The sequence below is a fragment of the Colwellia sp. MB02u-6 genome (assembly GCF_014077095.1).
In the GTDB taxonomy this organism is placed as follows: domain Bacteria; phylum Pseudomonadota; class Gammaproteobacteria; order Enterobacterales; family Alteromonadaceae; genus Cognaticolwellia.
Map to the genome: position 1 here is coordinate 273956 of NZ_JACGVG010000027.1, position 21625 is coordinate 295580.

The following is a 21625-nucleotide window of genomic DNA, read 5'->3' on the forward strand; positions in this document are numbered from 1 at the left end:
TTCAAATTTTAAAATAGCAGGTGAAATTCAGCCTAACTAAGGTCAATTATTTACTTGTGTTTTCTGTCAAGGTTAGTGGTACTTGACTACCGAGTTACTTGTTGGAAGGGTTGGTTGAATATAATTTTTTATCGCTGATATTTTTGGTTTAACTGATGAGTTTAAGCACTTATGCCAGCAAGTTATGGCTAGTCTTGAACAAGGTCTTGGCCTTGAAAAACATAATAACCTTAAATATCATATATTTGTTTATTGTCAACAACAACCAAAATGTCTCACCTGTGAGCGTGACGCTTATCAGTATTTTACTGAAAACGTGAGTTTAGAGAGCTACGTTAACAAATTTGAGCAAAAACTGTTGGCAATATCAGGCAGTAAATTGTTGGTGGGTTTTAGTGTTGGTGGCAGTGCTATTTGGCAGTTATACGCACAAGGCGCGGTTAAGCAAAACTTAGGGCTATTTGTTTTTATAGTAGCCAAGTTAGACATTTAACTCGGTTAACACCCAATATTGCGACTAGGTTAATTTTACCTAGTACAGAGCCACATTTTTCAGTGACTGCATTGCGCGTTGTTTTACAAGAAAAATCCACCGTCACTATTGAGCAGAGTGAATACTTACATGGTGTTATGAATCAATTATCAGCGAACTATAATATAGATGCCTATTTGTATTATCTTAAAAGACAGGCTGATTTATTATCAAAACAATACTCGCAGTATATTTTGCAAGAAAAAAATTTGAGCGAGTATTAGATGATGGTATTAATGGTAAATAGACAAGCCTAACTCTTGGGCTAAACTCGCCACTAAATTTGTGCCAATCACTGAATTACCAAAGCTATTTAACGGCGGACTCCAGGTGCAAATAACGCCATAATTTGGCACTATCGCAATAACACCACCGCCTACACCACTTTTTGCTGGTAAGCCAATAGAGAAAGCAAATTCGCCCGACTGATCATACATACCACTGGTGGATAATATCGCGTTAACTCGATGGGCATCTCTTGGCGTACAAATAGCTTCTTTAGATAAGGGATCAATCCCTTTATTTGCTAAAAATAGCAGGCTAGTGGCTAGTTGTTCACAACTCATGGCGACTGAACATTGGGTAAAATAATGGCTTAATACCTCAGGTATTTCTGATTCTATATTGCCAAAACTTTTCATTAAATAGCTTAATGCAGCGTTTCGGCTACCATGGGCTAATTCTGATTGGTAAACATAGTTGTCGACATGAATACTGTCATCATGAGCTATCGAGCGCATAAAACTTAAAAAGGCTAACTTACTAGAAGAAAAGTGGCTAGTGAGCACATCAGCCACCAATAAGGCGCCAGCATTTATCACTGGATTTCGGGGAATACCTTTTTCCCACTCTAATTGAATAATTGAGTTAAAGGGTTGCCCAGATGGCTCCATATTAACCCGTTGCCACAAGTCATCGCCGATGCGGTTCATTGCCATAACTAAACCAAACACTTTTGAAATACTTTGAATTGAAAAGGCCTCTTGATAGTCGCCAGCTCCAATAGTTTTACCGTCAATAGTGGAAACACAAACGGCTATTTTTTTTGGGCTAACTTCAGCTAAGGCCGGAATGTAATCGGCTACTTTACCTTGAGTATAAAACTCTTGCTGTGCTGCGATTAAGGTTTGTAATTTGACCTGTAAGTTGGAAATGTCTTTTATCATATAACGGACTTGTTTATCTTTTGAATGGCTTGCAATAATGCATGAGTGACCTTTATTATGCATAAAAAATGATACATGCCTAGCGCTTTGTCAGCCTTGTTATATTTAAGCTAATAGATCACTAACAAAGTGATTTTATTTGTTGCTCTCATAGTATAAAAAACTTATTTATTGTAGATAGTGGTAATCTAGGTTTAATCATTTACATGCGCTATTTTATTTTACTATTATTGAGTGGTGTTATGGTGGTTTTGACATTATTCATTACCTTAGCTAAAAGCTTATAAATTCTGGTAATGAATAATGCCGTCTTTTTACTCAACATCCCACTGACTAATCGAGATATGCCTAATTTCAGTGATCAAGCTAATGGTTGAGCTTATTTTATGAAGTATATTACTGATCATTTATCTGCTCCTAGTTAAAAATATCAGTTTTAATCAGATAATGCTGTTATTTTTTCTACTTTGATTACCGGCAACAGTTGTTTAATCTTTTGTAAATTACCGGCTGTAATCGGGTTGTCGTCAATGGTAACGGCAAGTTCAAAGTCTTTTAATGCTGCGATTAATTGATTTTGTTTATACCTAGCAACACCACGGTTACTGTAATTAAGTGAGGTTAAATAGCGAACTTTGCTACTTTGACGCTCAATAGACTCTATGCTGCCGATGGCCTCTGTACAAGCGGACTCAGATTTATTGCTCTGGGTAGATTGCAAATAAGCAACGCACAAATTCATTTTACGGTCATAAAAATCTTTACCATTTTCATTAGCGGTTAATTTTTTTATTCCCAATGCTACTTCACCTTTAGTTATGTCTGCAGTACCCATAGCACCTTTTACAACAGCCACTTGGAATATCGCTTCATTGGCTAAAGTTGCATGCGTAGTACTTAATAATAAAGTGGCTACTAGTGTGTTTTTTAATATTGCTTTGTTCATGTTGTTTTCTCCATATGTGTGGTGTATCAAATTGATACACCAACAATATAAAGATAAGCCCAATAACTGACAAACGATTAGAATACACCTATCAAGTGAATAAAATTCAACTGTATGTCAGTAGGTTAACTGTGTTGTTAGCGGAGAGTTTACTCAATGTTGAACCTCAGCATTTAACCCTTATAAGCGTAATGGGGTTAAACTGTGAAGGTTTCTTTTACCCATTGAGCAAATAGCTTGAGCTTTGTATTATTATCCATATTTTCATGCTGAATAAGATAATATTTATCATTGGTATTTAACTCTTCATCAAATAGCTTTACCAACAGTTGCTCACTGAACCAGGCTTTACTCATCGGCAATGGTACTAGTGCTATACCCATGCCTTGTTGTGCTGCTCGAACTACAGCATACATACTGTCAAATTGGATAATTTGTTTAGGGTCAAAATCGTCAATATTATTTTTATCAGCCCATTGATGCCAAGACCATGGGCGTGATCTATGCAAAAGTAACGGTGTGGTTTTTAAGACAGAAAAACCGGTGTTTTTTAGCTTTTTATAAAGTTTTTTGTTACAAGCTGGGGCATAACGAATAGGAAATAATTCTTGAACTATTTTCGCATTAGGCTTGCCATTGGCAAGCACAATAGATAGATCGGCAGACCGTGATGGTTCGCTGCCAGACTTAGCTGTTTCTAGCTGTAGGTTAATGGTTGGGTTATTTTGCGACCACTCTGATAAACGAGGGATAAATAATTCGCTGGCAAAAAATTCTGGCAAACTGATGACAATAGTTTTATTTTGTTGCTTTTGCGTAAATTCGTCTATGGTTGATTCTAATTGATTAATTAATGGTTGAATCGATTGGTAAAACTGTTTTCCGGCACTGGTAAGTTCAATAGTTCTTGTGCCACGATTGAATAAAACGATACCTAATTGTGTTTCAAGTTGTTTTATTTGATGACTAACGGCTGAAGGAGTTAAAAATAATTGTGCTGCAGCATGCTTAAAGCTTAAACATTTTGACGCTACGCAAAACGAGCGTAGGCCACGTATAGGTGTTTGAATTGGCATAGTTAACATATTTTAATAAAGACAAATGCTTTAAAGCAAAACTTAAGCCGTAATTTAACCTATTGATTCTATATGCTTTCTTTTATTTATTGCGCTTTTAAACACTGGGTAGTGCACCATTATAGTGTGGTTGCACCAAAATAATGTTTTGGAAAAAAATAATGAAAAAAAAGGACATCTGTTGATGTCCTTAAAATGAAACAAATTAACTATATAAAAAATGTTTTTTGAACCGGGGGGGATTCTAAAACAAGATCATCTTAAGGCTATTATCTGTTGGCAGCAAACGAGAAGAATTCATTCAACAGTTGAATTATTTTCACTTATTCACCCGACAACAGCTGTAGCCGACCGTAAATACTATCTTAACTCTCTGCGTAATAATTTACCGACGCTTGATTTAGGAATTTCATCGATAAAGATCACATGTTTAGGGACCTTATAGGCCGTTAACCCTTGGCGACAAAATTTGATAACATCTTGCTCGGTAATATTATCATCTGTTTTAACAATGAAAAGTTTAACGGCTTCTCCGGTTTTATCATCAGCTACGCCGATGCAAGCTGATTCTAATATGCCGGTCATTCTAGCAACTTCAGCTTCAATTTCGTTAGGATACACATTAAAACCAGAAACATTAATCATATCTTTCTTACGATCAACAATGTGGAAGAAGCCTTGTTCGTCGAGCATGCCGACATCGCCAGTTTTAAAGTAGCCATCAGGAGTCATACATTCATGGGTGGCTGCAATATTGTTCCAGTAACCTTGCATAACTTGTGGACCTTTAGCACAGAGCTCACCCGATTCGCCTTGTGCAACTACATTGCCATAATCGTCTCGAATAGAAAGGTCAGTACTGGGCACGGGTACACCTATACCGGGTATATAAACTGCTTTGCCATTAACGCTAGTGCCAAAATTTAATGATACAACCGGTGCCGTTTCAGATAAACCATAGCCTTCGTTTAGCCTAACTCCGGTTACTTGTTGCCATTTGTCTGCGACCGCTTGCTGTACTGCTGCGCCGCCGCCCAGAGAAACTTTTAATGATGAAAAGTCAACTTGATCAAAGCCTGGCGTGTGTAATAAACCATTAAATAAAGTGTTTACTCCAGTAAAAACAGTGGCGTGCGTATTTTTCCATATTTCGACAAAGTTCGCCATATCACGAGGATTAGTCACTAAAACATTTTTAGCGCCAAAATAGAAATAGCTCAGCGTATTCGCCATCAAAGCAAAGATGTGGTACATAGGGATAGCGGTAATAACAACGTCATTACCGTAAGCTATCTTATTTTTAGCAAACTCCTGATATTGCATAATATTGGCAATTAGATTGCCATGACTCAGCATAGCGCCCTTAGATAGCCCGGTAGTGCCGCCGGTATATTGCAAAAACAATAAATCAGTTTGGCAGAGGGTAGGCTCAATCAGGGTTAAGCTTTCTCCTTGCATTAAGGCATCAGTAAAATTGATGGTTTGGCTCAAACGCGGGTCAACAGGATCGCAAGGTAAACCTTTATTGACTAAATCGTCTAAGTTAACCGTAATAACATTTTTAATATCAGTTTTCTCAATGATATCAGCAAGCATTTTTGTTGAGGGTGAAAATATGATGATGGTTTCAACTTGAGCATCATTAAGTTGATGCTCAAGCTCCCGTGGTGTATACATTGGATTAACATTTACTTGTACGCCGCCAACACGAATAATACCCCACATAGCCACTGGAAAACATAAGGTATTAGGACACATCAACGCGACACGCTCACCTGAAACAATATTGAGTTCATTTTGTAGATAAGCCGCAAAGGATCGTGAGAGTGCATCTACTTGCTTGAACGTCAACTCAGCGCCAAAATTACTATAGGCAGTTTGCTGATCATATTTAGTGGTTGTTTGATGAAATAAAGCTAATAAAGAGTCATAACGGGTTAAATCCACTTCATGAGCCACGTTTTCTGGATAGTTTTTAATCCAAGGTTTAGTCATGTTATTTCCTTTAGCAACTAGATGCGTTGGTGCTTAAAACAAACAGAGTAGAACAAGCAAAGTAATATAAAATTATAGATTAATAATAATTTCATTAAGTTATTGGTCAATTGTAGCGGTTAAATATGTCACGCCAGCGCTGCCATCAATCACAATAATTAAGTATTGCTCTTAAATGGCCGCAGGTACTTATGTGAGTCTGCCACAATAAATACCTGCAGCCATTTATTTTCTTTGCGCACAAAAATATCAAAAACTTAATAAAAGTGTCATAAGTAAATTATTGACTTATGAGTTAACTAACGAATAAATAATTTAAACAAAATTTTATGAATTTTATTACCGAACGGGGGGAATAATAATGTCCCTAGGCTTATTTTGCCTCGTGTAAGTACCGACTTTCCGTGCGAAAAAGTTTTAAAACCTTCACTACCATGATATTGCCCCATGCCAGAGGCACCAATACCACCAAAAGGTAAATCATCAATAGCGACATGAAAAGCGGCATCATTAATACAGACACCACCGGCATGAGTATTTAATAACACCTGTTGTTGAAATGCCTTGTTAAAACTGCAAATGTACAAGGCCAGTGGACGCGGTTTACTATTAATATAAGTAATGACTTCGTCAATATTTTTATAGCCAATAATAGGTAGCAAGGGGCCAAAAATTTCTTGCTGCATCACGCTCATGTCATCATTAACATCGGTGAGCAGTGTTAAAGGCATTTTTCTCGATGAGCTATCACTGCTGTTTGGGTTTAAGGGTATTATGGTCGCCCCCTGCGCTTTAGCATCAGTTAATAAACCATCGATTCGGGCTTTTTGTCCATCATTTATGATACAAGTGCAGTCGTCATTCTCTAGTGTATTAGGGTACATACTTTGATAAGCGTTTTGAAAAGCTTGAGTTAACTCTGATACTTTGCTTTGTGGGCAAAAAATATAATCTGGCGCCACACAGGTTTGGCCAGAATTAAGCGTTTTACCTAAAATTAATCGACTGACTGCAGTTTTTATATCGATATCTTCATCAATAATGGTCGGTGATTTACCGCCTAATTCTAAGGTTACAGGGACTAGATTTTCAGCGGCAGCTTTCATGACTAATTTACCAACACCGGTAGAGCCAGTGAAAAATAAATGATCGAAACTTAAAGCTGAAAATGCCGCCGCCATGTCAGCTTCACCACAAACTATCGCCACTTGATTACTAGGGAACACATTCGCCACTAACTTGGCTAATAAACTGTTGGTTTTAGCTGTGTATTCGCTCATCTTTATCATCGCAGTATTACCTGCGGCTAATGCTGTTGTTAACGGCCCTAAGGTTAGAAATACTGGGTAATTCCACGGCGCGATAATACCGATAACACCTTTAGGTTGATAAATAACTTGACCTTTTGCCGGTTGAAATAAAATCCCGATATGTCTTTTTTCAGGTTTCATCCAGTTTTTTAATTTTTTTATTGCATAGTTAATACCCATGACAGTGGTGAGAATATCACCTATTCTTGAGTCATCAGCACTGCGATGACCAAAATCTTCGCTCATAGTGGCAATAAAAGCGTCTTGGTTATCAACAATAAGCGCTTTTAACTTAATTAAGTCACTAATGCGCTCTTGATAGCTAGGATAAGTATGCTGAGAAAAAAATTCTTTTTGTTGTAACAAAGTCTCATTTAATGCTGTTTTTGTGATTATTTCTGTCATTAGTTCTTATCCTTGTTAGAGCCTATCTTAAGTAACTATGCAATAGCTGGAATTAGTGTTAGTGCTCTTAACATATTAAAAATAAACATGAAAGTTAGTAATACATCCATGTCGGCTTGGAATTTTATTAGTGAAAACACCCAAGTAGCTACACCAATCGCTAAGGTTATACCGGTAAAAGCAACGGAGTTACCTGTTGGGTTTAAAGCGTAGTGATAAGTCATGTATAACGATTTACCTTGACCGAGTGCTTCTTGAACTTTACTGAAAATATAAATACCGTAATCAACACCAATACTCACACCTAAAGCAATGACAAGTAAGGTGGCAATTTTTACGCTAATACCTAAACGGCCATTAAACCTTGGTTCATAATACTGGTTAAAGTTAATAGTGTGATAATAAAAATCATGATACGACCACTTCTAAAGGTGATTAAAAAAATAATAATAACAATAGTATATACCCAAACTAGTATTTCAGTTTGTGCATCTTCAATAACCATATTAGTGACAGACTCTATACTGGCATTAGCCTAACATTATGATAATTATATACATCCAGGCAAGGCTTTTAAAACGGCTAAACAAATTTTTGCTAAAGTAAAAGAGCGTTTAGGCATAGTGTATCACCCTGTTGGTACCTGCAAAATAGGCCATGATAATATGGTGGTGGTTGCTCATCAGTTAAAAGTTCATGGCATTAAAAACCTGTGAGTAGTGGACGCTTCAATTATACCAACGCTGGCCAGTGGTAACACAAGCGCGTCAACGATGGCGATTGCTGAAAAAGTGTCAGCGATGACTTCGGCAAATTAATTGAGGAATATGCAGATGTTAAATTTCGTTATATATAGTCTTAAAGCTTTACTGACCGGTTTATGGGCCTTAGCAATAATAGCTGTATTATCGCTATCACCACTACCCACAGATTATCAATTTTATGCTTTAACATCAGCAGGTGTGGCGCTTTTAGTACACTTTATTAAGTTTTTTACAACGAAAGCTAAGTTCAAAAAGCAACGTGGTTTAGCCATGAACTTTGTGCAGACCATGCTTTGGGGCTTTGGTTATTGGCTGCCAACTTTTAAAGCAGTCTAAGAAGCAAGTTAATTAAGAAAATATACTGACTTAAAAATATGTTAGGTAAGGTAAAACCACATTCAGGTAACTGGCAGTAGTTTTTTATGGGATTTTAACGCTAGTTAATATATATGCTCAAGTGTACTAAGAGCATATAACCCAATAAAAAAAGAGCTTAGACAACTAATGTAAGCTCTTCTGGCAATGATTTTGTTAATTATATTGACAGAGACAGTACCAATATAACTTTTCGTTTTTTCAAGTAATGGTTAATGACAAAAGCAAAGTAATGGACTAATTGTTGAGCCATAACAGCATTAACTGAACTCGTTCAAAAATTATCTGCGTAGAGAAAAATATAGCTACATACAGTCATATCTATTTATTATCACTGATTTTATTGAGTTACAGGCATTAATTTTTAGCGTTATTTTTCACTATTCAATATGTTATCCAATTTTAAATCAGTTAACTTCATAGTACTTCTGACGACATAAAACATAATCGCAATCAGCATTATCATCGAAGGTATCGCAATGACGGGATAACTTAAGAGGGTCATCTCACCCAACTGTTCGTTAAACTCGGTAGTACCTGCAGGACTAACGACAATCCATTTTGCTAATAAGTAATTCATGGCAGCAGAAAAAACAAAGGTAGTTGATAAAAAGTGATTTGCCCGCTGAATTTTGGCTTTAAACTCATGCGTTTTATTTTTATTTTCGAGGGTTTGATAGATTAACTCTAAATTAAACACCAACGGATTTAATAATATTTTGGCAATTAAGGGTTTGCCCCAAAAACCAGAAATGAGTACCACTAAACCAATGGCAGAGGGAATAGCGGCTTCTTTAATGGCTAGCCATTGCACATCTAACTCAAATAAACCGATACCCCCGGTTAATAAGGTACTTATAAAGCCAAGTAAGGCAATGAAGTTCATTGACTTGTTTTTAATAAAATCATACAAGCCATAACCAAGTGGAAATAATAACGCCAATATTAAGGCATATACAGTACCTAAATATTCATCCCCCGATAATTTCATTAAAATAACCGACGGAATAGCAATATTAAAAATAATCTCTAAAAAGGTATTAGGACGTTTAGCGGGTGTTTGAGTTGACATTATATTTCATTTTAAGGTGCAACTGACCATAGCCAGTTTATTTAAGTCTACTGGTATGTTATCTAAAAACAGCTAAAATGTCATGTTATACCCGTGCAGTGATTTTGAAGGTGATATTTACTCACCAGAGCCGTCATCAATTTAGTGCTGACATTAAAATGATGATGGGCAAGTTATGCGAGATCTGCTATAAAAGTGGCGTTAATTATTTCTGTAGAATTTATGCCGTATTCAGCAAGTAAAACACTGAGCTCTGGTTTGCAGGAACCACAATTAGTGCCACATTTTAAGTGTTCACCTAGTTGTTCAACTGAACTAGAGCCCGCTTTAATGGCACTAATGATGTCTTTTTCACCAACATTAAAACAACTACAAATTTGTTTGCCTTGAGCGAATTCATCACTGTAAGTGCCCGATAATAAAGACTGAATATCCTGCTCCAGCAAGTTTTTTTGACTGAATACATGCTTAAGCCAGGCGTTTTCGATGCTCAGGTTAGTTGCCGAGCTATAACATAAAAAGGCTAATTTACCTGCTTGTAAACAAATAATGTACCGGGTATTTCCTTGACTAAATTGTCGCCATTCGCCCGATATTTGACTGCTTGTTTGACACCAATGCAAAATATCTGTTTCAGGCTGAGTATTAGCAAATTGAAAACTCATGCCATAACTTGTTCGAGCCTTGGTCCAAAATTCGTTAGTTATTTGAGTTTGAACAATAAAGTCTTCGCTAATATGCAGTTGTCCAAATTGTTTAAAGCTTGTTTTACTTAAAGCGACGGCGCCGTGTTTAAGTTCAGCTTGACCAGAAAGTGGGTCGGTAATGCTCGCATACAATTTGCTGACATTGGCGTTAGAGGCAAACTGCTTATTCCAATGAATAGGCATGAAGCATTCATCGTGACGTTGACTCTTATCTAACTTAGCATGCACCGTGGCTTGCCCGGTATTTGATGAAATCTTGATTATTTCATCATCAACTATCTTTAACGCTTTAGCATCCTTAGGATTTATATAGAGATAACATTTATCGGTATGTGCGGTAAGTTGCGACGCTTTACCTGTTCGGCTCATCGTGTGCCATTGATCTCTTAACCGACCGCTGTTTAATCGAAAGGGAAATTTTGCTGAGGTTTTTTGGCTTGGTTGGCGTGGCGAAATCGGAAAAAATAGCGCTTTACCTGAAGGGGTAGAAAATTTTCCATCTTCATAAACGCGTTTTTTACCTTCTGGGTAGGTGTCATTAATTGGCCATTGTACCGGTTTTAAACGGTCATATTGTCGTCTGGTAATAGTTGAAAATGCAGAAATGTCAAAGACACGTGCACCATTATTTTCAAAACCTGACAATTGAGCAAACTCTCGAAAAACCTCACTAGCATGTGAATAATCAAAACCTGAAAAACCCATGGCGGTGGCAACTTCTGCGATAATTTGCCAGTCGTGCTTTGCTTGTCCGCTAGGTGGTATCGCATTAGTTTGACGGGAAATTCGGCGCTCTGAGTTGGTTACTGTGCCGTTTTTTTCTAACCAGGGTGTTGCGGGTAATTTTACATCGGCAAAGTCCAAGGTATCATTATTTTCAGCACAGTCTGAGACCACAATAAATTCACATTTATTTAATGCTCGGGCAATTTTTTTACCATCGGGTAAGCTTACCATTGGGTTCGTCGCGATTATCCAGACCGCTTTAATTTTACCTTCGTCCATAGCGTCAAACAGATCAATGGCTTTATAGCCTGCTTTATCAGCCATAGTGGGCGATTGCCAAAAACGCTGCACTGTTGAGCGGTGTTCAGGGTTTTCAATATCCATATGAGCGGCTAGTTGATTAGACAAACCACCGACTTCTCTACCGCCCATAGCGTTGGGTTGGCCTGTGATAGAAAAAGGCCCACAACCATCTTTGGCTATTTTACCCGTAGCTAAGTGACAATTAATAATGCTTTGGCACTTATCAACCCCTGAACTTGATTGATTGATACCCATTGAATAAAAGCTGAGTACTTTTTCAGTGTTGGCAAATAATTGATAGACACTGGCAAGGGTTTGTTGGTCAAGATCGCAATAGGCTGATACTTCAGCGAGTGACCACTTCTTTGCTGCTAATAAGGCTTGTTCAAAACCTTGGGTATGTTGCTCAATATAGTCATTATTTAAGCCATTGTTAGTGCTTAAATAATTTAATAGACCATTAAAAAAGGCCGCGTCAGTGCCTGGTTTTATCGGTAAAAAATAATCAGCTATTTGACAAGTTGCGGTTTTACGTGGGTCAATAACCACGACTTTCATGGCTGGATTACGTTTTTTAGCGCGTTCAATACGCTGATATAATACGGGATGGGTCCAAGCGGCATTAGAGCCAGTAATTAATAACAGCTCTGTACTGTCTAAATCATCATAGCCGCAAGGCACAACATCTTCACCAAAACTACGTTTATAAGCTGCAACAGCTGAAGACATGCAAAGGCGTGAGTTGGTATCAATGTTGGCTGAGCCGATGTAGCCTTTCATTAATTTATTTGCCATATAATAATCTTCAGTCAGTATTTGTCCTGAGACATAAAAAGCGACAGCATCAGGGCCATGTTCTTTGATAATTTGTGCAAATTTATCCGCGACATGGCTTGTCGCCGTTAACCAATCAACCGTTTGATTGTTTATTTGTGGTTCAAGCAGGCGGTTGGTTAAGTCTGTGGTGGCTAATAAATTACTGCCTTTTACGCACAGTTGTCCAAAATTGGCAGGGTGCTCTATTGTGCCGACTAATGCGCTGGCCTTGCCATTTTCAACTGTGATATCAATACCGCAACCTACACCACAGTATGCACAAGTTGATTGAACAATATGTGACGATTGAGAACAACTCATAAAATTTACCTTTAAAACAGAGAATGATGTAAAGCCCGCTTGATAGCGGATATTTTGTTAATTTGTTTATTTATTTTTAGATTTTATTAGGTAACATACTGACCAATATTTTTTTTAACTGCCACCGCACGACTTTCAAATTCAGCCTCAGCCAGACTTTTCAATAAAGTGCTACAACCCCCGCACCCGCTACTGGCTTTTGTACAGATTTTAATATCCTCTAGGGTACGAGCCCCTTGAGCGATTGAGCTGATAATATTGCCTTTTGTAACCTGATGACATGAACAAATAATGGCGGTATCAGGTAATGCAGTAACATCTAATGTTGGTTTTTCTCCTGATGAAGGCAGTATCAGTGCTTCGGGTGATGCAGGTAAATCTATGGCATTAAGCAGGTATTGTAATAACGAGTCGTATTCACTGGTATCACCAATTAATACCGCGCCAAGCATTTTTCTTTTGTCACTCGACAGCACCATTTTCTTGTATACGCCTGCAGGTTGATTTTGATAGGTATAGGTTATTGACCCCGGTGTTTTTGCGTGTGCATCACCTATTGAGCCTACTTCAACACCCATAAGCTTTAATTTAGTACTCATATCGGCACCGGTAAACAAGGCTTGTTCACCCATAATATGTTTTGCGGCCACTTTAGCCATCTGGTAACCCGGGGCCACTAAACCAAAAATAAAGTTGTTCCAGAGGGCACATTCGCCAATGGCATAGATATTTTCATCTGAGGTTTGGCATTGGTTATTAATCACTATACCGCCTCGTTCACCCATCTTAAGAGCGAATGATTTGGCTAGGTTGTCATAAGGGCGAATACCTGCGGAGAATAATATCAGGTCGGTTTCTAGTACGGTGTCATCACTAAAACACAGTTTATAACGACAGTGTTCGCCGTCTTCAATCACGCTGGTGGCTTTTGATGTATGTACTTCGACACCCAAAGCTTCAATTTTTTCTTTTAATAATCGACCACCACTGGCATCAATTTGAACGCCCATTAATTGTGGCCCAAACTCAACCACATGGGTTTTTAAACCTAAGTGGCTTAGGGCATTTGCAGCTTCAAGACCAAGTAAACCACCACCGATAACCACCCCTACTTTACTGACATTGGCGCTAGCTTGTATATCGTCTAAGTCATCTATGGTGCGATAAACCAAACAATGTTCGCGGTCTTTTCCTGGAATAGGAGGTACAAAAGGATAAGAGCCAGTGGCTAAAATTAGTTTGTCATAAGCGATAACTTGGCCGTTTTGCGTGACAACATTTTTATTGCTGCGATCGATATCAACAACTTTGGCATTAGTTTGAAAATTTACCGCCCAATCTTGGTAGGTTTTTTCGTTAGCCATGGCCAGATCTGCAGCTGTTTTACCGCTAAAGTATTCTGAAAGGTGAACACGGTCATAAGCAAGGCGAGGCTCTGCTGACAAAACGGTTATCTCAATGGCTTGATCAGCTGTGTTCAATTGAGCCAGTTGCTCAACAAAATGGTGACCCACCATGCCGTTACCGACCACGACCACTTTTCGTTTCTCTATGATTTGTTGGTTATTTGAGCTGATTTTATTTACCTGCTGCAATAGTGATATGGGTTTACAATTTTTAATAACGCTTAACAAACCTGTTGAGCGTTATCATTATAAGTGTGTTTGGTGAGCTAAAATTTTGCACTTACCCAAAGCCAGATTTTATCCGTATCAACTTTACCTGCAGTAGCATCGCCTGCTGAGTAAGCCGCATACTTTAAGCCTGCTTTATAATTCTTAGCGAATTTTTTCACGTAAACGGCATTAATTTCGCTACCTAAATCATCAACCGCATCGGTAGCTTCATCAGCAGAATAATCATGAATTGTGACTGTCCAACCGCCGCCGAATGCTTTACCTGACACAGAGGCATAAAGATCAACCAAGCCTTCTTTTGGTGTGCCTAAAAACTGATCTGCCCAACCATTGAATTTATGCAATGTTGCGAGTGGTGTTGAAAATCCAAACATTGAATCATCACTGCCCAAAACTTCTGCGCCTAATTTAAGGGTTATAGCATCAAAACTATATCCAGCTTGAATAGCCATATAACTTGCAGAATAGTCAGTGGCACCGCTTTCTGAATCTTGAGTAGCAAATTCTGCTGAATATGAAAACTTGTCTTTTTTACCGTTAAAACTCACCCCGAAAGTATCTAAGCTATTCGCTGTTCCTTCATCAACTTCTAAGAGATAGCTGTAAGCGGTTAGTTTGCCATAACTCGTTTTGTAGGCGAGGTTAAGTAAATGATCTTTTGCATCAAAATCTTTTTCATTTGAAAAAATACGATTACGTTTATTAATGTAGCTATAGCTCATTTTTAGATTGTCTAAGGCTGCATAAGTTAGGGTCGCTGCATCAAATGTTTGTCGATCTTGACGCCATCCCACATGGCCAACATAACGATGATTATCTAAGGTCAGTACTTGGCGACCTACTTTTGCGGTGAGTCCATCTTTTTTGTATTGCACATAAGCTTGGTCTACTTCAGTCGTTTCTGGATCGGCAATAACAGAATATTCCGTATTATTACCCACAGTATCGTTATAGTCGTCGACACCTAATTGGCGAGAGTCTTCTACTTCTAAAGCCGCTGAAAAACCGTTATAACTTGCACTGGTGTAATTTAGACGGGTTCTTAGCGTTAACGCTGAGGCATCTTTTTTTGCATTGTTTTGTTCAACTGCTTCATATCGCAGGTTTAAATCTATACTGGCTTTAGCTTTAGTCTCGCTATTTGCGGTTGCTGAAGTACTTGCACTGGCTAACAAAATCAGTGCAGTAATTTTTGAGAGTTTATGAACGGTTTGCATGGTTTATCCCTTAAAGTTTTTTAAATAATTTTTATAATTTTTTAATTTAGCCAAATGTATTAAGCAACACTGGACGTGTTTTGTTTTATTCCAGCTTTTTCAGTTGTTTTGGTTGATTCAGCTGTCGGAATCACTTCAACTTTTCTTTGTTTTTCATACAAAAAAGTTAAAACAGCTGAGCGCAAACGGTTATATTCAACATCTTCTGCTAGTGCTAAACGGTTTCTTGGATGAGGTAAGTTGACGTCTAATATTTCGCCTATTGTTGCGGCTGGCCCATTGGTCATCATGACAATGCGATCTGACAATAAAACAGCTTCATCTACGTCATGGGTGATCATTATTACGGTGTTGTTCAGCTTTTGCTGAATTTCCATTAATGAATCTTGCATATGAGCTCGCGTTAAAGCGTCGAGTGCACCAAAGGGTTCATCCATTAAAAGTACTTCGGGTTTCATTGCTAAGGCTCTGGCAATACCAATACGTTGTTTCATGCCACCTGAAATTTCATCAGGACGCTTGTCTTTTGCATGATCCATATGAACTAAACGTAAGTTATGCTCGATCCATTCTTTCATTTCGGCTGGAGACATCTTATTTTTAAAGACTTGCTTTACTGCTAACTCAATATTTTGATAGGCGGTTAACCAAGGTAATAATGAATGGTTTTGAAAAACAACCGCACGTTCAGGACCTGGCTCTGTTACTTCTTTGTTATTTAATAATACGCCGCCCAATGTTGCTCTGTGCAAGCAAGCAACAATATTTAATACGGTTGACTTACCACAACCTGAATGGCCGATAAGTGAAATGAATTCGCCTTTTTTAATTTGTAAGTCAACACCTTTTAACGCGGTAAAGTCGCCTTTAGGGGTTGGAAATACCATATCTACTTTGCTAATGTCTAAAATAATACTCATGTGATTTCCTTAATCCTATATTTGGCTAAAGTTGTGCGCTTGATTTGTCCCAAGACAATATTCTTTGAAGTTGCAGCATGGTTCTGTCAAGCAGGTAGCCAATAAGACCAATAGTTAACACTGCTGTCATAATGCGACTAAGTGATTGCGAGCTACCGTTTTGGAATTCATCCCAAACGAATTTCCCTAATCCTGGACTTTGTGACAGCATTTCAGCCGCAATAAGTACCATCCAAGCAATGCCTAATGACATTCTCATGCCAGTAAAAATCGCAGGAATTGAGGCGGGTAGAACAATCTTTTGAATATGTACGTGTTTAGGCAGGCTTAATACTTTACTAACATTCACCCAGTCTTGATTCATTGAAACCACACCAAAAGAGGTGTTGATAACCATGGGCCAAAGGCTACATAAGGTGACCGTGATTAATGAAGTGATAAATGATTTAGCAAACATAGGATCAGGAGATACATAAAGTGCACTGACGACCATGGTTACTATGGGTAACCAAGCCAAAGGAGATACGGGTTTGAAAATCTGTATTATGGGGTTAATTGCCGTGTTTAAAGTTTTACTTAAACCAATGGCAATACCTAATGGAATAGCAATAACAGCAGCCACTAAGAAGCCACTTATTACCGTCACTAAACTGGTCAATATCTGGTCTAAAAATGTTTCTTTACCGGTATAAATTCGTACTTTAGGTTGATAACTTGGATCTTTTGCCATGCGCACTTTATTTCGTTCGTCTTGGCGAATATAAAAAACGTCTGCTTTGTCGCGTTCGGCATTATGTTCATCAATTAAATTAACCACTTGAGTAGCTACTGCATGGGGTCCTGGGAACTTACCAAGTGAAGTATCAATGCTACTAGCCGTTAACGACCATAGCAGCATAAAACAGAAGATACCGGCCATAGGTAATATTAACGCTTGTACCTTTTCTGAAATAAAGGACATGATCATTTTGTTATTACTCATTGGCGCAATACCTAATGCTTTTTTACTAATTACAGCAGTCATTCTTTTCTCCTTGATACGCTACCTATCAATAGGCAGCGTATTACTACTTGCGAAAGTACGGGCTAAAATACGACAAGGTTCTAAAGTTTTTCACCGGCTTTTAGGCCAATTTTAAACTTGTTGATATAGGCGTTTGGCTCAGTACCGTCATAAACAATGTTGTCAATAAAGTGTTTTTGAGGAGCACGGAAACCGTCTTCACCAACTAAGTCTGAAAAGTCGCTTTTAGATAATATTTTGTCATCAACTAATGATTGCGCAGCAGCCATGTAAATATCAGGGCGATAAACTTTTGCAGCAATAGCTTTGTACCAACTATCAGGCATGTCATCGCTAATTTGTCCCCAACGACGCATTTGTGTTAAATACCAAATAGCATCTGAGTAGTATGGATAAGTGGCGTTGTAACGAAAAAATACATTGAAGTCAGGTACTGAACGCACATCGCCTTTTTCGTACTCGAAAGTCCCTGTCATACTATTTGCGATAACGTCGTAATCTGCTCCAACATAGTTCGATTGAGATAAAATTTTCACTGCTTCTGGACGGTTAGCATTATTGTTGTCGTCTAACCATTTAGCTGCACGAATTAGTGCGCGTGTTAAACGAATAGTGGTATTTGGGTATTTCTCAGCAAAGGCTTTAGTAATACCAAATACTTTTTCTGGGTTGTTCTTCCAAATTTCATAATCGGTAACAACTGGTACACCAATACCTTTAAATACCGCTTGTTGGTTCCAAGGTTCACCTACACAATAACCATAAATAGTGCCAGCTTCCATTGTGGCTGGCATTTGTGGCGGAGGCGTTACTGACAACAGCACTTGTGCGTCTATTTTTCCTGATGTATCACCTTTATGTGGGGCGTAGAATCCTGGGTGAATATCACCAGCCGCTAACCAATAACGTAACTCGTAGTTATGTGTCGACACTGGAAACACCATACCCATGTTGAAAGGTTTACCTTCATCAAGATACTTTTCTACCACAGGCTTTAAGGCATCAGCTTTAATCGGGTGAACAGGTCTTCCATCGGCTTGCTTAGGAATATTGACCTTCATTTGCTTCCAAATTTCATTAGAAACAGTAATCGCATTGCCATTTAAGTCCATTGAAAAAGGCGTGATAATTTCAGCTTTAGTCCCGTAACCAATAGTTGCTGCAATGGGTTGGCCAGCAAGCATGTGAGCACCATCTAATCGACCATCTATAACGCCATCAAGCAATACTTTCCAGTTAGCTTGTGATTCAATCGTGACGTATAAGCCTTCGTCTTCAAAAAAGCCTTTTTCATAAGCAATTGCTATAGGGGCCATATCAGTTAATTTAATAAAGCCAAATTTAAGTTCTTCTTTTTCTGGGTAGCCTAGCTCTGCTGCTTGTAAAGACGAAGTCAGTAGGGAGCCAGAAATACAGAGTCCTGCAATAACAGTACGGCATAATTTTTTACATTCATTTTTTAAAGTTGTTTTCAAAATACTTTTCTCCAAATAAAAAAGCCCACAGTACTTCGGATACACACCGAGTACTGTGGGCTTCAATGCCAAACTAACAATGACCACGTCGTTGCAGTGCGATTAGTTTTAACGAAATAAGTTTTTAGTCAATTCTCACTTTATGGTTAAAACAACCGCTGTTGATTGCATTAACATGAAAACGCTACTAACTGTAAAGCACAATTGATGCCATCTATTAATTACAATTAAAATCAGTGGCTTAACTTTTAATGTGTGTTTTTAATTAAATGATTTGCTCGATTTAATCAAAAATTGAGAAGTGTTTGCACTATTTTGGTGTCTCTATAGCGCTTTAATCAGATACTCCATTTTAGTGAAGGCTCTACTTATCCTTATATATTACAGCTTGATAAATATCTTCCCTATAGATCGAAGCAATGTCTACATCCGTCATTTGTTGTGTGTTGATGTGCCCATACGCTTGCATTAATTTGGTGATTTTTTCACCATAATGATGTGCTGGCCTATTAAATGTCGGATCACCTAAGGTCGCAAATTGTTGATAGCTTTTTACTTTACGTGGTGATGCATTGTTAAGGGTTAGGCAACTGCCCATTAATGAGGGCGCAATTACGTCGATATGTGTGTTTAAATACTTTGTATGACTCAAGAATCTCGCCGCTTCAAAGCGATTGGGAATACTTTCAAGCCATTGGCATGCTTCATATAAAGCAGATACTAAGGCGAATGTTGTTTCTGGGTGCTTAACTTGCCAATCAGACATTAACCCAAGCACCTTTTCAGGTGTGTCTTGCCATAAGTCAGAAGAAGTAACACCTGTGATGCCAACACCTTCTCGAACTGCTTTAGCATTCCAAGGGCTACCGACACAAAAGCCATCAAGATCGCCTGAATGCATAGATGGCACCATGTCTGAAGGAGGTACAATTAATAAATTAATATCTGATGGGCTGATACCACTATTTTTTAGCCACTCAATAAGTTGATAGTGGTGACAGCTATAAGGAAAAACGACAGCGAAGGTTAATTTTTTACCTTCTTTTTTTCGTTCATCTATTTCATGGCTAAGTATGTTGGCCGAAAACGGCATACTAATTTTATTCGTATCATGTTGTGATAATATTTTTTGATAGAGTTTAGTCGATAACGTGATGCCATTACCATTACGGCTCAATATCATTGGGGCAATCACGGTTGATTTTTGTCCGTGTAACCCTAAGTTACTGGCAATGGGCATAGGGGCTAACATTTGGGCGGCGTCAATAACTCCTGTATGCAATTTATCTCTTAATGTAGCCCAAGAGTTTTGTTTGGTTAGGTTAACGTTGAGTCCCCATTTTTCAAAAAATCCCATTTCATAAGCAATGACAAAGGGTGCACTATCTGTTAACGGCATATAGCCAAGGGTTATATTTTTTTTTTCAATATTAAACATGATTGATATTCTCTACTATTCTTTAAAACGCTTTTTAATTATCTAAAAAATGCTAGCAACAGAAAGGATGTTTTTGGCAACATCATCCATTTTCTGGCTATTATCCATCGCTACTTTTCGAATGAAGTGATAAGCGTCTATTTCAGAAAGCTGTTTTGTTTCCATTAACCAACGTTTAGCTTTATCGATGCTTTTCTGACTAGACAGTTTTTGTTTAGTCTCAGCAAGTTCTTGTTTTAGTGTCTGAAAAAGATCAAATCTAGCAATAGCAATATCAATAATTGATTTCACTCTTTTTTGGTTAACTTCCCCGACAACATAAGCACTAACCCCCGACCTTACCATCTGATTAATTGTAGTATTGGCACATTGTTGTTCTGAAAAAACTACGATAGGTTTTGGGGCGAATTGAGAAATTTTATTAAGATTTTCAAGCATATCTCTGTTTGGAGATTCTATATCAATAATGATAACGTCTGGGTTTAGCTGTTTAACATCTCTTAATAAAGGTACGCCAGAATGGGCAACATGATAGATATCATATTGCTCATTGATCAATACGTTCATTAATACCTTTGCTTTTGCATGGTTTATTTCGGCAAGCAATACTTTTAACCCTGAAGTACTATCTTGAGGTATCGTATTTTTATTAGGTAAAGACAAGGTGTTATTTTTCAATTTATTCAAATTAAAATCAATAATTAAGTATATTCACAATAGTAAAGCAGAATTCATACCAGTAATTTAATTATATTAACATCAAGTGTTTAGTTTTTTTTGTTTGGTTTTTTACACTTGTTTTATCAGTTTTTGATGCAGAGATGCACCAAAATAACATGTGTCAGGATTGAATTATTTTAAACACCTTAGTCTCTAGAATAGGGATAATTAACCTTCACGTATGCAGACTATTTCGTGGCACGTGCTAAGTTAGACATATTATGCTTAAATTTAACGATAGATAAATTGTAAAAATAAAATCCCAGCATAGTTACCTTAGCTAAGATTTTTATGAACATAAAGGGTTAAATACTTAACCAAATATTTCTAATTTACCGTCAGTAACACGTGTTTGATAAGTTTTAATGGCAAACGCATCATCATCTAAACATGCACCGGAATTTAAATAAAAACGTTGTTTTAATAAAGGTGATGCAACGTAAACCTCGCCCTTAGTTTCACCAATTAAACCGCGATATAAAACGTTGGCTTTACCAAAAGGGTCAAAGTTAGAAACAGCATAAATTTTGTCGTTACCTATTTGAAATAAAGCCACTTGCTCTTCGTTTGCTAACAAGGCACAAACACCTGAATTTTTAATTAAATCAGTGGTGGGGCAGATGGTTTGCCAGCTATTTTCTATTGTCATTTATTTCTCCTTCTTTATTCGTAAAGCTTGT

The 21625-nt window shown here is 37.7% G+C and carries 17 protein-coding genes and 2 pseudogenes; 3 read left to right on the plus strand and 16 right to left on the minus strand.

Annotation, left to right across the window (positions count from 1 at the left end):
- Positions 1 to 184 precede the first annotated feature (184 nt).
- Complete coding sequence (locus H4J46_RS03640) at positions 185 to 493, plus strand: hypothetical protein (RefSeq protein ID WP_182232190.1); 309 nt, start codon at positions 185 to 187, stop codon at positions 491 to 493.
- 272 nt (positions 494 to 765) lie between these two features.
- Here the strand turns inward: H4J46_RS03640 and glsB are convergent, their stop codons facing one another.
- The 6 genes and pseudogenes from glsB to H4J46_RS03670 form a co-directional block, all read right to left on the minus strand.
- Complete coding sequence (gene glsB / locus H4J46_RS03645) at positions 766 to 1761, minus strand: glutaminase B (protein ID WP_259365670.1); 996 nt, start codon at positions 1759 to 1761, stop codon at positions 766 to 768.
- Positions 1762 to 2134: 373 nt separating this feature from the next.
- Complete coding sequence (locus H4J46_RS03650; protein ID WP_182232191.1) at positions 2135 to 2644, minus strand: hypothetical protein; 510 nt, start codon at positions 2642 to 2644, stop codon at positions 2135 to 2137.
- 197 nt (positions 2645 to 2841) lie between these two features.
- Positions 2842 to 3714 (minus strand): LysR family transcriptional regulator, encoded by an 873-nt coding sequence (locus H4J46_RS03655; RefSeq protein WP_182232499.1) that lies wholly within the window; start codon positions 3712 to 3714, stop codon positions 2842 to 2844.
- A 366-nt stretch (positions 3715 to 4080) separates the two neighbouring features.
- Positions 4081 to 5715: an AMP-binding protein gene (locus H4J46_RS03660; RefSeq protein WP_182232192.1), complete on the minus strand. Its 1635-nt coding sequence runs from the start codon at positions 5713 to 5715 to the stop codon at positions 4081 to 4083.
- A gap of 299 nt (positions 5716 to 6014) precedes the next feature.
- A complete protein-coding gene (locus H4J46_RS03665; RefSeq protein ID WP_182232193.1) occupies positions 6015 to 7430 on the minus strand; it encodes a coniferyl aldehyde dehydrogenase in 1416 nt (471 codons plus the stop codon).
- A 35-nt stretch (positions 7431 to 7465) separates the two neighbouring features.
- Positions 7466 to 7962, minus strand: a pseudogene (locus H4J46_RS03670) (MMPL family transporter); the annotation flags it as partial.
- A gap of 22 nt (positions 7963 to 7984) precedes the next feature.
- On the opposite strand from H4J46_RS03670, the gene H4J46_RS17635 reads away from it, so the two are divergent.
- Entirely contained in the window at positions 7985 to 8146 is a 162-nt protein-coding gene (locus H4J46_RS17635) for a GMC oxidoreductase (protein WP_182232500.1), read from the plus strand.
- Positions 8147 to 8263: 117 nt separating this feature from the next.
- Positions 8264 to 8530 (plus strand): DUF1145 domain-containing protein, encoded by a 267-nt coding sequence (locus H4J46_RS03685; protein ID WP_182232195.1) that lies wholly within the window; start codon positions 8264 to 8266, stop codon positions 8528 to 8530.
- Positions 8531 to 8939: 409 nt separating this feature from the next.
- Here the strand turns inward: H4J46_RS03685 and H4J46_RS03690 are convergent, their stop codons facing one another.
- From H4J46_RS03690 to nirD, 10 genes and pseudogenes are all read right to left on the minus strand, one after another.
- Positions 8940 to 9641: a VC0807 family protein gene (locus tag H4J46_RS03690; protein ID WP_182232196.1), complete on the minus strand. Its 702-nt coding sequence runs from the start codon at positions 9639 to 9641 to the stop codon at positions 8940 to 8942.
- Between the two features lie 173 nt (positions 9642 to 9814).
- Positions 9815 to 12514: a nitrate reductase gene (locus tag H4J46_RS03695; RefSeq protein WP_182232197.1), complete on the minus strand. Its 2700-nt coding sequence runs from the start codon at positions 12512 to 12514 to the stop codon at positions 9815 to 9817.
- A 95-nt stretch (positions 12515 to 12609) separates the two neighbouring features.
- A pseudogene (gene nirB, locus H4J46_RS03700) lies at positions 12610 to 14070 on the minus strand (nitrite reductase large subunit NirB); the annotation flags it as partial.
- Positions 14071 to 14186: 116 nt separating this feature from the next.
- Positions 14187 to 15368, minus strand: coding sequence for an alginate export family protein (locus tag H4J46_RS03705; protein WP_182232198.1), 1182 nt, complete (start codon positions 15366 to 15368; stop codon positions 14187 to 14189).
- Positions 15369 to 15427: 59 nt separating this feature from the next.
- On the minus strand, positions 15428 to 16288 hold the full coding sequence (locus H4J46_RS03710; RefSeq protein WP_182232199.1) for an ABC transporter ATP-binding protein: 861 nt from the start codon (positions 16286 to 16288) through the stop codon (positions 15428 to 15430).
- Positions 16289 to 16313: 25 nt separating this feature from the next.
- Positions 16314 to 17270, minus strand: coding sequence for an ABC transporter permease (locus tag H4J46_RS03715; protein WP_259365693.1), 957 nt, complete (start codon positions 17268 to 17270; stop codon positions 16314 to 16316).
- Between the two features lie 122 nt (positions 17271 to 17392).
- The gene (locus H4J46_RS03720; RefSeq protein ID WP_404851678.1) at positions 17393 to 18790 is read right to left on the minus strand and encodes a CmpA/NrtA family ABC transporter substrate-binding protein; all 1398 of its coding nucleotides are present in this window, start codon (positions 18788 to 18790) and stop codon (positions 17393 to 17395) included.
- A gap of 361 nt (positions 18791 to 19151) precedes the next feature.
- Positions 19152 to 20225: a CmpA/NrtA family ABC transporter substrate-binding protein gene (locus H4J46_RS03725; protein ID WP_182232201.1), complete on the minus strand. Its 1074-nt coding sequence runs from the start codon at positions 20223 to 20225 to the stop codon at positions 19152 to 19154.
- A gap of 42 nt (positions 20226 to 20267) precedes the next feature.
- Positions 20268 to 20912: an ANTAR domain-containing response regulator gene (locus tag H4J46_RS03730; RefSeq protein ID WP_259365671.1), complete on the minus strand. Its 645-nt coding sequence runs from the start codon at positions 20910 to 20912 to the stop codon at positions 20268 to 20270.
- A gap of 346 nt (positions 20913 to 21258) precedes the next feature.
- Positions 21259 to 21594 carry a nitrite reductase small subunit NirD gene (gene nirD / locus H4J46_RS03735; protein WP_182232202.1) on the minus strand — a complete coding sequence of 112 codons (336 nt, stop codon included), beginning with the start codon at positions 21592 to 21594 and terminating at the stop codon, positions 21259 to 21261.
- Positions 21595 to 21625 lie beyond the last annotated feature (31 nt).